Below are 13,430 nucleotides of genomic sequence, written 5' to 3'. Positions count from 1 at the left end.
ATTTGCAAGCAATCAAACAAAACATTACTGAACAAGGTACTAATATCACCTTGCATAATGATAAATCGAAAGCAGAAATCTCCCTTATTAACGGAGGAAGTTTAACTCAATTAACATTGAATAACTCAATTATTATTAAAGATTTTTCCAGTATAGTATCTTACAAAGAATCATATGCTTCTGCAATATTATTTCCTTTTGCCAATAGGATTTTAAATGGCGAATATGAATACTTAAATCAGAAATATCAACTAGAAAAAAACTCTTCTTGTAGCACAAACGCTATACATGGTTTAATATATAACAAACCATTTAAATTAGCATCAAAAGAAATCAATGAACATTCGGTTTCTGTTACCTTAACTTACCAGCAAGAAACCAAAGAAAATGGATTCCCTTTTCTATTTTCTATTTCGATAACATATACATTATCTAACAATCAACTAGATTTAAATGTAACTATCAACAACAATGACAACTCATCTTTTCCTTTCACTATTGGATGGCACCCTTATTTCCATTCTAAAAACATTGAAAATAGCGTTTTAGAAATAAATTCAGACAAGGAGATTATTCATGATCAGGAAATGATCCCTATAAAAACTGAAAACAACAAAACACCGTATAAATTTAAAATTGGAAGTAAAAAACTAGACAATTGTTACTTACTAAAAAACAATTTTATTGGATTCAAAACCCCTGATTACCTACTAAAGATAATTTCCTCTTTTAACAACAACTATATACAAATTTATACTCCAGACTTAGAAAACCATATAGCTATAGAACCTATCACAGGACCTTCTAATAGCTTTAACAACAAAATAGGACTACAAACTTTACCATCCAAGGGAGAGTTTAATATTCAATGGACAATTCAATTAAAAAATGAATAACTTAAAATACATAACAGCATTTACTTTTGCTCTTGTTTTACTAAGCTGTAATTCAAAACAAAAAAACGATTCAAGAAAAACACCCAAGCATACCAATATGTATGCAAACATTCTTGACTATAAGATAAGTCCTCAACAAAAATTTGATAAAGATGGACTAATGTTTTCAGATCAAGGAGCTTGGTTTGCTTACAGTTTTCATGAAAGCACAGCCGAATCAATAGGTTTTAGCGGTCCTTTTTTAATGACACAACAAAATGGTATATGGCTAACACCCTCATTTACTGATTTGAGCATTATTGAAAATGATAATTACCCTAAGAGTTTTAAAAACATAAGATCTAATGCTTACACAAGTCATCTAGAGCAAACTTTTAGCTCTGAGGAAATAGAAGTTACTCAAAAACTTGTTTTTAAAAGTGGACATACAGCTTTAATCGAAACAACTATAAAAAACAACTCAAAGAAGGAGAAAGATTTATCATTGAAATGGGGACAATCACCAATATTAGCTGATGGAATTTCTTTTGAACTTGAAAAGAATGAATTAAAAATAAACTCAACTAATTCTTTAGCAAAAGGACACCTTATATTTCCAAAAGATGTTGAAATAAAATTAATAGACAGCCTACATTATCAAGCCCACAATAAATTGAGTTTAAAACCAAACGAAAAAAAATCGTTTGTAATTTCTCAATCTTTTATTTTCCCAGAATATTCATGGGATAAAGAAAAAGACAACATTAAAAATGCTGATTTTGAAGAAGTCTTACAAAAGAGAAAAAAAGAAAAAGAAACACAACTAGCTTTATTAATAAAAAATAGCAAAAAACAATTTCAAGATAGCGTTTACAACAAAGCATTAATTAAAGCACATTTAACTTTACAAAACAATTGGCGCATACCAGCTGGAGAAATTAAACACGAAGGCTTATTCCCAAGTTATCATTATAAATGGTTTAATGGCTTTTGGTCTTGGGATTCTTGGAAACATGCTGTTGGATTATCTTACTACAACACAAAACTTGCCAAAGAACAAATGAGATTAATGTTTCATTTTCAAAAAGATGATGGTTTTATTGTTGATTGCGTTTACAGGGATACACTAATAGAGAAACATAATTATCGCGACACCAAACCACCTCTATCTGCATGGGCAGTTTCTAAAATTTACAACAAAGACAAGGATATTGAATTCATTAAAGAATTTTATCCTAAGCTAAAAAAATATCACCAATGGTGGTACAACAAAAGAGACCATGACAAAGACGGACTTTGCGAATACGGATCTACAGACGGAAGTTTAATTGCTGCAAAATGGGAAAGCGGTATGGACAACGCTATACGTTTTGACAATTCTAAAATTTTAAAAAATGAAGAAGGCGCTTATTCTTTAGACCAAGAAAGTGTTGACTTAAACGCATATCTTTATGCTGAAAAAATATACCTAAGTCAATTAGCAACCGAATTAAAACTCACTGAGGAAAGTCAGCAATATATCACAGAAGCCAACAAGTTAAAAACTAAAATTCAGGAACAATTTTACGATAAAAATGATGGTTGGTTTTACGATACTAACTTAGAAGGAACAGCTTTTATAAAAGGAGAAGGAAGTGAAGGTTGGACTGCTTTATGGGCAAATGCAGCTACACAAGAACAAGCAGAAGCAGTAAAAAATAAAATGATGAATACTGCTAAGTTTTACACAAAAGTTCCCTTTCAAACTATGAGTGCCGATCATCCTAAATTTGATCCATTAAAAGGATACTGGAGAGGACCTAATTGGCTAGACCAATCCTACTTTGGCGTAAAAAGCTTACGAAATTATGGTTTTCATTCAGAAGCAGACAAAGCTACTATTCAAATTTTAAAAGGAGCAGAAGGATTATTAGAAGATGGTAAATCAATTAGAGAAAACTATCATCCTTTAACAGGAAAAGGCTTACATGCTAAAAACTTTAGCTGGAGCGCTGCACATATTATTATGCTATTACAAAAAGACTAATGGACTACAATCAAATAAAAATATCGACTCAGCAAGCTGAAGAAATTCTTTTAGAACTTTTTAATATAAGAGGAACAGCAACTTCGCTACCTGGTGAAGTAGATTTTAATTTCAGGATAAAAGTAGAAAATAATGAAGGTTATGTGTTAAAAATATCTCGTCCTGAAGAAGATATAAACTATTTAGATTTTCAGCAAAAGCTATTACAACACGTAGATAATAACACAACAAATCTAATCACTCCAAAAGTAATAGAAGATAGAAGTGGAAATGCTATTTCTGAAATTACAGATAGCTTTGGTAAAACACGAAAAGTACGTTTACTTACATGGATTTCAGGAAGAGTATGGAGCAGTGTAAATCCCCAATTAGACGAATTAAGATTAAGTTTAGGAAAACAATGTGGCTTATTAACACAAGCACTACAAGGATTTGATCATCCAGAAGCTCACAGAAAATTTGATTGGGATGTTGCTCAATCATTATGGACAAAAGAACATTTAGAATTGTTTTCTAAAGAAGAAAAAGAAATACTTAACACATTTCAACAACAATTCGAAACTGTACAATCGACTTATACAAGACTTCGAAAAGCAGTAGTTCACAACGATGCTAACGATAATAACGTTATTGTTTCTAGTAATAAATTAAACCCTACTGTAAAAGCTGCAATAGATTATGGAGATTCTGTCCACACTCAAATCATAAACGATTTAGCCATTAGTTGTGCTTATTGTATTATGCATCACAACGATCCTTTAACGGCAGCTATACCCATTGTAAAAGGTTACCATTCTTCTTTTTATTTACAAGAGGATGAACTAGCACATCTATATATCGCTATAGCTATGCGATTAGTAATATCCGTAACAAAATCGGCTATCAACAAACAAAAAGAGCCAGACAACGAATATTTATTAATTAGTGAAAAACCTGCTTGGGAATTACTTAAAAAGTGGAAAAACATTCATCCAGATTTTGCTGAATATACTTTTAGAAATAGTTGTGGCTACACAGCACATCCACAACAAGACCAATTTGAAAACTGGGCTACTAAAAACACATTCAATTTATCAGACTTATTCCCTACTATAAACAAAAACATTGTACATCCTCTTGATTTAAGTGTATCTAGTAAGTGGATTGGACATCAACAAGATTTTAACGATTTAGAATTATTTCAATTCAAATTAAATCAATTACAAAAAACAGTTCCTAGCAAAATTATTGCAGGAGGCTATCTAGAACCACGCCCTATCTACACCTCAACAGAATATGATAGCATTGGAAATTATGGTAGAGAAAGCAGAACAATTCATTTAGGAATAGATTATTGGTTATCTGCAAACACAGCTGTTCATGCTATTTTAGATGGTGAAGTTATAATAGCTACAAACAATTCTGGAAACAAAGAATATGGAGGTTTAATTGTTTTAAAACATCAAATTAATGAATTAGAATTCTATACATTATATGGTCATTTAACAGTTAAGAGCGCAACAAAACACAACTTAGGTGATATCATAAAGAAAGGAGAAAAAATAGCAGAATTAGGAGACCATCCAGAAAACGGGAATTGGGCACCTCATTTACACTTCCAAGTAATGTTATCTTTATTTGACTACAAAAATGATTTTCCAGGTGTAGCATACTTCAGCCAAATAGAAACTTGGAAAAGTATTTGTCCAAATCCTAACTTACTATTTAAATCAGAGGCTTTAGAAGAAACAACAACAATTGATAACGAGTCGTTAATTTCCTACAGAAAACAACACTTAGGAAAAGGATTAAGCTTACAATACAACACTCCTATAAAAATGGTTCGAGGAGCTGGTCAGTATTTAATGGATCAATATGGTCGTAAATACCTAGACACTGTTAACAATGTAGCTCATGTAGGCCATGAACATTATGAAGTTGTTAAGGCTGGACAAAATCAAATGGCGCTTATAAATACGAATTCAAGGTATTTACATGAAAACATAAACGAACTAGCTAAAGAACTTATTGAAACTTTACCTCCAGAATTAAATGTTTTACACTTTGTAAATTCTGGAAGCGAGGCAAATGAATTAGCAATCCGTATGGTCAAAGCTGCTACAGGCGCAAGAGATATTATTGCTAGCGAAATTGGATATCACGGAAATGCTAACATGTGTATTGACATATCTTCTTATAAATTTGATGGAAAAGGAGGCGAAGGAGCACCAGAGCACACCCATATATTTCCACTACCTGATGCTTTTAGAGGAAAATACAGAGGTACAAACACAGGAGATAAATATGCTGAAGAGGTACAAAAACAAATAGATATAGTTCACAAAAAAGGACGCAAAGTAGGAGCTTTTATAATAGAACCTATTATTTCTTGCGGAGGACAAATAGAACTACCTGAAGGATTCTTAGAAAAAGCATATAGGAATATTAGAAAAGCTGGAGGTTTATGCATCTCAGATGAAGTTCAAGTAGGATGCGGGCGCTTAGGAAAAGCATTCTGGGGCTTTCAACTTCACAATGTAATTCCGGATATCGTAACCATAGGTAAACCTTTAGGTAACGGACATCCACTTGCTGCTGTTGCTTGTACACAAGAAGTTGCAAATAAATTTGCCAATGGCATGGAGTATTTCAACACTTTTGGTGGCAACCCAGTTTCTTGTGCCATAGGAACAGAAGTACTTAGAACTGTAAAAAGAGAGAAATTACAAGAAAATTCTTTAAATGTAGGTAACTACCTAAAAGAGGAATTAAAAAAACTAGCTAAGAAATTTCCTATCATAGGAGATGTACGAGGACAAGGTTTATTCTTAGGTTTTGAATTAACAGATACCGAATTAAATCCTTTACCAGAACAAACTGATTACTTAGCAAATCGTATGAAAGAACACGGTATTTTAATGAGTACTGATGGACCAGATTATAATGTATTAAAAATAAAACCTCCAATTGTATTTACTAAGGAGAATGCTAAAGAGTTAATACATTATTTACAATTGATTTTTAAAGAGGATTTCATGCAACTTTAACAAACAACACTAACATCATGACTAAAAAATATCTAATCATATTATTAATCTCCTTTTTATGGAGCTGCAAAAGTGAAATTCTAGAAGAAGTTCCTGAACAAAAGAATCATTTCAATCATCAAATATTTGAAGAAAATAAACTTCCTCCTCGTGCTTCATTTTTTGCTTTTGAATCGGACGACATTAAAGAAAAGGAAAATTCAACACGCTTTATAAACTTAAATGGTAATTGGAAATTTCATTGGACAAAAAATCCACAAGAAAGACCTACTACTTTCCACAATACCAATTTTAATGATAATCATTGGAGTACTATTAAAGTTCCAGCAAACTGGGAAGTTGAAGGTTATGGAAATCCAATATATCTAGACGAACGTTATCCTTTCACTACAAAATGGCCAGAGACTCCAAAGGATTACAATCCTGTTGGAACATACCGAAAAACGATAACATTAGACAAAAACTTTTTAAAAGAAGATATTATCCTTCATTTTGCGGGAGCTAAGTCAGCAATGTACGTGTATATAAACGGAAAATACGTAGGTTATTCGCAAGGAAGCAAAACTTCTGCTGAGTTTAATATAACCTCTTATTTAAAAGAAGGCAAAAACACTATAGCCTTGCAAATGTTCAGATGGAGTGATGCTAGTTATTTAGAAAGCCAAGATATGTTGAGAATGAGTGGTATTGAAAGATATGTATATTTATACTCTCAACCTAAAGTATTTATTTCAGATTACCATATCAAAACTACTTTGGACGATTCTTATAAGCATGGAATTTTTGACGGAACTGTTTCTATAACCAACAGCACAGATATTCTGGTTAATCAAAATTTAATAGTCCAGCTACTTGACAAAAAAGGCACCATTATAAATTCAAATAAAGAAATTAAAATACCAGCAAATTCAACAGTTCAAATTACTACTAAAAAGATTGTTAAAAACATAAAATCTTGGTCTGCTGAATCACCTAATTTATATGACTTGAGAATATCATTGAATTACAATCAATTCATAAATAAACATGTTGGCTTCAAACGTGTAGAAATTAAAAAGTCACAAATTCTTATAAACGGTAAACCAGTTTATTTTAAAGGAGTAGACAGACATGAGACAGACCCTTTTACTGGGCACGTAATATCTAAAACATCTATGCTAAAAGATATTACTCTTATGAAACAAAACAATATAAATGCAGTACGTTCATCACACTACCCTAACGATCCATATTGGTTAGACTTATGTGACAAATATGGTTTATATGTAATAGACGAAGCAAATATTGAAAGCCATCCTTTAGCTATTAATAAAGAAACCCAAATAGGAAATGAAATGAGTTGGCTACCTGCTCATATGGCGCGTACCAAACGCATGTACTACCGAGACAGAAATCATCCATCTATTTACTCTTGGTCTTTAGGTAATGAAGCAGGAGAAGGTGACGTTTTTAAAACAACCTATAAATGGCTAAAAGCACAAGACGATAATAGAATTGTACAATACGAACCAGCAGGCAAAGAAGATTATACCGATATTTATTGCCCAATGTATCCAAAACCAGAATACTTAATCAATCATGGGAAATCAAATTCCAAAAAACCATCAGTAATGATTGAATACTGTCATGCTATGGGAAATTCTGTAGGCAACTTACAAGATTACTGGGATATTATTGAAAAATACCCAAATCTTCAAGGTGGATATATTTGGGATTGGGTAGATCAAAGTTTAGAATACAAAGATAAAAATGGGAATCCATATTTAGCTTATGGACATGATTATCACCCAGACCTACCTACTGATGGTAACTTTTTAAACAACGGATTGGTAGACCCTTATCGCAATCCTCACCCACATTTATCTGAAGTTAAAAAAGTATATGAACCTGCACATTTTGAATATTTAGATAATGAAGAAATAAAACTTACCAATAAAAACTTCTTCGCAGATTTTTCAGACAAAATAATTTCTTTTGAGTTATTAGAAAATGGGAAGGTTGTCAATAAAAAAGAATTAATCGATATCAATGTTCAACCTCAAGAAAGTATCATTTTAAAAATAGATAGAAAAAACTTTCCTAAGTTTCATTCAAAATCAGAATATATCATACGTGTAAGTTTACATCAAAAAGAAAGCAAAGGCTTACTTCCTAAAAATCACGAAATAGCTTGGGATGAATTTATTATCCAAGAAACATCAAAAGAACAAACACCTCTTTTAGAGTTCACAGAAACAAATAAACCTGAAGCTACTCCAATTGAGATAATTAATAACGACATTATTGAAGTTAAAAACAATAAATTCAATTTAAAACTCAATGCTAAAACAGGAGAAATTGTTTCTTGGCATTTTGAAAATATTCTAGTTACGAATCATCCTATAAAACCTAATTTTTGGCGACCACCAACAGATAATGATTTAGGAAACGGAATGGATAAATGGGCTAAGATTTGGCAAAACGCTAGTTACAAATACACATCAAGTTTAACATCAATCCCAAAAATTATAAATAATAATGCTGTTTTTGAAGCAGCATACTCAACTCCTAAAAACGAAGCAATAACAAAAGTTAAGTACACCGTATCACCAAAAGGTCAATTAACTATTAACTATTTCTTCAAACCTAATAAAAAAGAATTACCAAACATTCCAAGACTAGGTATGTATTTAACCTTACCTAATAATTTCACAGATATTTCTTGGTATGGAAAAGGTCCAGAAGAAAGTTATTGGGATCGTAAAACAGGGCAAAAAACAGGAATTTACTCAGGTAAAATCAATACACAATTTGAACGTTATTCTCGCCCACAAGAAACAGGAAATAAATCGGATATTCGATGGGCTAAATTATCTTCTGATAAATTAACTCTTCATCTAGAAAGTAATGATTTATTAAATACCAGTGCATGGCCTTTTTCAATGTCTGAAATAGATTTTAGTAGTGAAGAAGCAGGCAAATCAGCTTCTGGACTAGTACCAGTAACTAAAAAGCATGGAGCAGATATTAAAATTGGAAATACTGTGCAATGGAATATTGATTATTTACAAATGGGAGTTGGAGGAGATACTTCTTGGGGACGTTTGGTTCATCCTGAATATACTATTCCAGCAAATAAAAATTATACTTATACCTTTACAATTCAACCTCTAAAAAAATAACACATGCAGTTTATCACATTTCTAGGATTCACAATTCTTGTTGCTATTATTTCTTACCTCAAAACAAGAAAAACTAACGAAAACACTTCCGACGGGTACTTTCTTGGAGGAAGAAGTTTAACTGCAGGCGTTATTGCAGGATCATTATTACTTACAAACCTATCTACCGAGCAAATTGTTGGACTAAACGGATCAGCATATGAAAGTGGTTTATCGGTAATGGTATGGGAAACCTTAGCAGCAATTGCTATGATTGTAACCGCTATGTTTTTACTTCCTAGATATTTAAAAGGAGGATTAACAACAATTCCTCAATTTTTATCAGAACGTTTCGACGTAGCTACAAAAACATGGACTTCTATCCTATTCTTAACAGGGTATGTTGTGGTCCTACTGCCTGTAATTTTATATTCAGGTTCATTAGCTATTAGTGGTATGTTTAACATTCCAGAGTTGTTAAATGTTTCACACACACAATCTATTTGGATTTGTGTTTGGGGAATTGGAATTATTGGTTCTATATACGCTGTATTTGGAGGACTAAAAGCTGTAGCTGTTTCAGATACTATTAATGCTATTGGTTTACTTATAGGAGGATTATTAATTCCTATCTTCGGATTAATAATGATTGGAGATGGCAGTTTTTTTGATGGAATTTCTATTTTAACTACTGAAAATCCAGAGAAATTTAAATCCATGGGAGGACCAACTGACCCAGTTCCTTTTTACACCATTTTTACTGGAATGATGTTAGTTCAATTGTTTTATTGGGGAACTAACCAACAAATAATTCAGAGAGCTTTAGCTGCTAAAAACTTAGAAGAAGGACAAAAAGGGTTATTATTAGCTTCTTTTATAAAAATACTAGGTCCTTTAATTGTTGTATTACCTGGATTAATCGCTTTTCATTTATTTAATGGTAGTTTAGAAAATCCGGATGATGCTTACCCTATGTTAGTAAATAAAGTGTTACCAAAAGCTTGGGTTGGATTTTTTGCAGCAGTATTGTTTGGAGCTATTTTAAGTTCCTTCAATAGTGTTTTAAATAGTGCTGTAACATTATTCGGAATAGATGTCTACAAACAACACATAAACAAAGATGCTAACGAAAAAACAGTTGTAAAATATGGTAAATTATTTGGAGTAATTTTAGCTTTTGCGGCTATGTTTATAGCTCCTTTAATAGCCAATGCTGGAAGTCTATTTAAATATTTACAAGAAGTAAATGGTATTTATAGCATCCCTATTTTAACTATCATAGTTGTTGGTTTCTTAACCAAAAGAGTTCCTGCTATAGCAGCCAAAATAGGTTTAATATCAGGTTGTCTATTATACATTCTAAGCCAATTCTTTTTACAGCCTTATTTTGTAGATAATGCCTTAGCAAAAGCTAAAACTTCAGGTATTGTTGACACAGCTGAACTAGCCTTAGTAAAAGCTAATGCATATCCACATTTTTTAGACATCATGGCTATTCTATTTTTATTAAACGTAGGAATCATGTTAATTATAGGAAAACTAAAACCAAGAACAGAAGATTTTGTTCAAAAATACACAGAACAAGTAGACATAAAACCTTGGAAATATGTAAAACAAGTGGGACTTATCATATGCCTAATTGTTATTGGAGTATATATATATTTTGCATAAATGAATCAGTCATTAAAAGAACAAGTACAGCAAGAGTTCTTAAATTATTTTAAGACAGAACCTTTATTAGTTTTTTCTCCCGGAAGAATTAATTTAATTGGAGAACATACCGATTACAATGAAGGCTTTGTATTTCCAGCTGCCATAGACAAAGGTATTTATACTGCAATTCAACAATCTGAAACAAATAAAAGTACCATTGTTGCTTTAGACAAAAATGAGCAATATGAATTCACCACAAATTCTGTTTCTCCTCTTACAGCTAATGGATGGCAAAATTATATTTTAGGTGTTGTAAGCGAAATTCAAAAAAAAGGAAAAATAATTCCTAATTTTAATCTAGTATTCTCTGGAGACATTCCTTTTGGAGCAGGCTTATCATCTTCTGCTGCACTCGAAAATAGTGTTGTTTTTGGATTAAATGAAGTATTTCAACTTCAATTAACAAAACAAGAAATGATTTTTATTTCACAACAGTCCGAACATAATTTTGTTGGTGTTAAATGTGGAATTATGGATCAATACGCATCCATGTTTGGTCAAAAAAACAAAGCCTTGCATTTGGATTGTAGAACGCTTGATGCAACAATACATACAGCTAATTTTGAAAACTATGAGCTTATCCTAATCAATACAAATGTAAAACATTCATTAGCTGATAGTGCATACAACAAAAGGCATGCTGTGTGTAAAAACATATCTAAATTATTAAACAAATCTAGTCTAAGAGATGTTAAAGAGTATGATTTAATTACCATAAAAGATAAAATCTCTTTAGAAGAATACGAACAAGCTCTGTATGTAATTCAAGAAAACAAACGCACATTACAAGCTGTAAAATCATTAGAAACCAATAATGTCTCAAAATTTGGAAGCTTGCTTTTCGAATCTCATAAAGGGCTTTCAAAACAATATAAAGTAAGTTGCCCTGAATTAGATTTTTTAGTTTATAAAGCACAAAAACATTCTTCGGTAATAGGTGCTAGAATGATGGGAGGCGGATTTGGTGGCTGTACAATTAACCTAATTAAAACCTCAGAAAAAGAAGCTTTCTTAACACAAATACAACAAGAATATGCACAAAAATTCAAACACAATTGTGCTATCTATGAAGTAAATTTATCTAACGGAACACAAATAATATAATATATAAAATGAAGAAACTAATTTTAATCGCCTTTGTACTTATAGGTATTTCTTGTCAAAAAGAAACCCAAAAAACATCAGAAGCTACAGATAAAAAAGAAATTTTGGCTATCATGAAATTCCAAGAGAAAGCATGGTCAAATCATGATTTAGAGGGATTCATGCAAGGATATTGGAAAAATGATTCTTTAAAATTTTATGGCAGTAGCGGCTTAACATATGGCTGGAATAAAACATTGGCTAATTACAAAAAAGGATACCCAACAAAAGATCACAGTGGTACTTTAAAATTTAAGGTTAACGATATTAGTAAAATAAATAACAACGCCTATTTTGTTATGGGAGAATATCATTTAACACGTCCAGTTGGTAATGCCAATGGAGTATTTATGATTATCTTCAAAAAAATAAATGGTGAATGGAAAATTATTGCAGATACTTCTTGTTAAAATATGAATTCACATTTAGATAATTACTCACATAAACGTTATAACATTTTAACTGGTGAGTGGGTACTAGTTTCTCCACATAGAGCAAAACGCCCATGGCAAGGTCAAGAAGAAGATACAACTCAAAATAAAAGACCAACGTACGATCCTAGTTGTTATTTATGCCCAGGTAATACCCGTGCTAACGGAGAACAAAATCCAGACTATAAAGACACCTATGTTTTTACTAATGACTTCGCTGCTTTGCAAAATGAAACACCTAATTTTTCTATAGATGATGGATTGCTAAAAGCTGAATCTGAAAAAGGAATTTGTAAAGTAATTTGTTTTAGCTCGGACCATTCAAAAACATTAGCTGACATGGATAAAAATGCCATTGAAAAAGTGGTTTCATTATGGCAAAAAGAATATTCGGAGTTAAGTAAATTAGACTTCATAAACTATGTTCAAATTTTTGAAAATAAAGGAGCTGTTATGGGGTGTAGCAACCCTCATCCCCATGGTCAAATATGGGCACAATCTAGTATTCCAAATGAGGTTAGTAAAAAAGACAATCAACAAAAAAAGTATTTCAACATTAACAAAAGTTCGTTACTAGAAAACTATTTAAAACAAGAGCTAGAAAAAAATGAACGTATATTATTTGAAAACGAAAATTTCGTAGTTATAATTCCTTTTTGGGCAATTTGGCCTTACGAGACCATGATAATTCCTAAAAAGCAACAGGTAAACATTAGTCAATTAACACCAAAAGATCGAATAGACTTTGCCGAAGCTATTTCTAAGATTACAAGTGCATATGACAAACTTTTTAATTGCTCTTTTCCTTATTCAAGTGGCATACACCAAGCCCCTTGTAATAATCAAAATAACGAGTATTGGCATTGGCATATGAGCTTTTACCCACCCCTACTTCGTAGTGCTAGTGTAAAAAAATTTATGGTTGGATATGAAATGTTCGGAATGCCACAAAGAGACATCACTGCAGAAAGTGCTGCTAATAGTTTAAAAAAATTAATCTTTTAACCTCTTTAAAAACAAGACATAAATAGATTATTTAAAAAAACAACAATTAAATTTGGTTTTCTAAAATTAAT

At 31.6% G+C, this 13,430-nt stretch carries 8 protein-coding genes; all 8 read left to right on the top strand.

What is annotated here, in order from left to right; translation table 11 throughout:
* The first annotated feature begins 2 nt into the window (after positions 1-2).
* Genes MHN29_RS01070 through MHN29_RS01035 form a run of 8 tightly spaced genes read left to right on the top strand, consistent with a single transcriptional unit; the run spans position 3 to position 13,359 of the window.
* Entirely contained in the window at positions 3-896 is an 894-nt protein-coding gene (locus MHN29_RS01070; protein ID WP_235273458.1) for an aldose 1-epimerase, read from the top strand.
* On the top strand, positions 889-2,901 hold the full coding sequence (locus MHN29_RS01065) for a trehalase family glycosidase (RefSeq protein WP_235273459.1): 2,013 nt from the start codon (positions 889-891) through the stop codon (positions 2,899-2,901). Before MHN29_RS01070 ends, MHN29_RS01065 begins: the two co-directional genes overlap by 8 nt.
* On the top strand, positions 2,901-5,927 hold the full coding sequence (locus MHN29_RS01060; protein ID WP_235273460.1) for an aminotransferase class III-fold pyridoxal phosphate-dependent enzyme: 3,027 nt from the start codon (positions 2,901-2,903) through the stop codon (positions 5,925-5,927). Before MHN29_RS01065 ends, MHN29_RS01060 begins: the two co-directional genes overlap by 1 nt.
* Positions 5,928-5,944: 17 nt before the next feature.
* Complete coding sequence (locus MHN29_RS01055) at positions 5,945-9,088, top strand: glycoside hydrolase family 2 TIM barrel-domain containing protein (RefSeq protein WP_235273461.1); 3,144 nt, start codon at positions 5,945-5,947, stop codon at positions 9,086-9,088.
* Positions 9,089-9,091: 3 nt separating this feature from the next.
* Positions 9,092-10,738, top strand: a complete 1,647-nt coding sequence (locus tag MHN29_RS01050; protein ID WP_175578710.1) for a solute:sodium symporter family transporter — start codon at positions 9,092-9,094, stop codon at positions 10,736-10,738.
* Positions 10,739-11,884, top strand: a complete 1,146-nt coding sequence (gene galK / locus MHN29_RS01045; protein ID WP_235273462.1) for a galactokinase — start codon at positions 10,739-10,741, stop codon at positions 11,882-11,884.
* 8 nt (positions 11,885-11,892) lie between these two features.
* The gene (locus tag MHN29_RS01040; protein ID WP_235273463.1) at positions 11,893-12,333 is read left to right on the top strand and encodes a DUF4440 domain-containing protein; all 441 of its coding nucleotides are present in this window, start codon (positions 11,893-11,895) and stop codon (positions 12,331-12,333) included.
* A 3-nt stretch (positions 12,334-12,336) separates the two neighbouring features.
* On the top strand, positions 12,337-13,359 hold the full coding sequence (locus MHN29_RS01035) for a UDP-glucose--hexose-1-phosphate uridylyltransferase (protein ID WP_235273464.1): 1,023 nt from the start codon (positions 12,337-12,339) through the stop codon (positions 13,357-13,359).
* The last annotated feature ends 71 nt before the right edge of the window (positions 13,360-13,430 follow it).

It is taken from the genome of Tenacibaculum sp. Cn5-46, from assembly GCF_022347705.1.
Taxonomy (GTDB): Bacteria; Bacteroidota; Bacteroidia; order Flavobacteriales; family Flavobacteriaceae; genus Polaribacter; species Polaribacter aiptasiae.
Note: the sequence above shows the minus strand (reverse complement) of the source record. Positions and strands in the feature narration are given on the sequence as shown.

What these genes read in the sequence shown, in the direction of transcription:
- MHN29_RS01065 (WP_235273459.1), top strand. Translation starts at nt 889, where the DNA reads ATGAATAACTTAAAATACATAACAGCATTTACTTTTGCTCTTGTTTTA.
- MHN29_RS01060 (WP_235273460.1), top strand. Translation starts at nt 2,901, where the DNA reads ATGGACTACAATCAAATAAAAATATCGACTCAGCAAGCTGAAGAAATT.
- MHN29_RS01055 (WP_235273461.1), top strand. Translation starts at nt 5,945, where the DNA reads ATGACTAAAAAATATCTAATCATATTATTAATCTCCTTTTTATGGAGC.
- MHN29_RS01050 (WP_175578710.1), top strand. Translation starts at nt 9,092, where the DNA reads ATGCAGTTTATCACATTTCTAGGATTCACAATTCTTGTTGCTATTATT.
- galK (WP_235273462.1), top strand. Translation starts at nt 10,739, where the DNA reads ATGAATCAGTCATTAAAAGAACAAGTACAGCAAGAGTTCTTAAATTAT.
- MHN29_RS01040 (WP_235273463.1), top strand. Translation starts at nt 11,893, where the DNA reads ATGAAGAAACTAATTTTAATCGCCTTTGTACTTATAGGTATTTCTTGT.
- MHN29_RS01035 (WP_235273464.1), top strand. Translation starts at nt 12,337, where the DNA reads ATGAATTCACATTTAGATAATTACTCACATAAACGTTATAACATTTTA.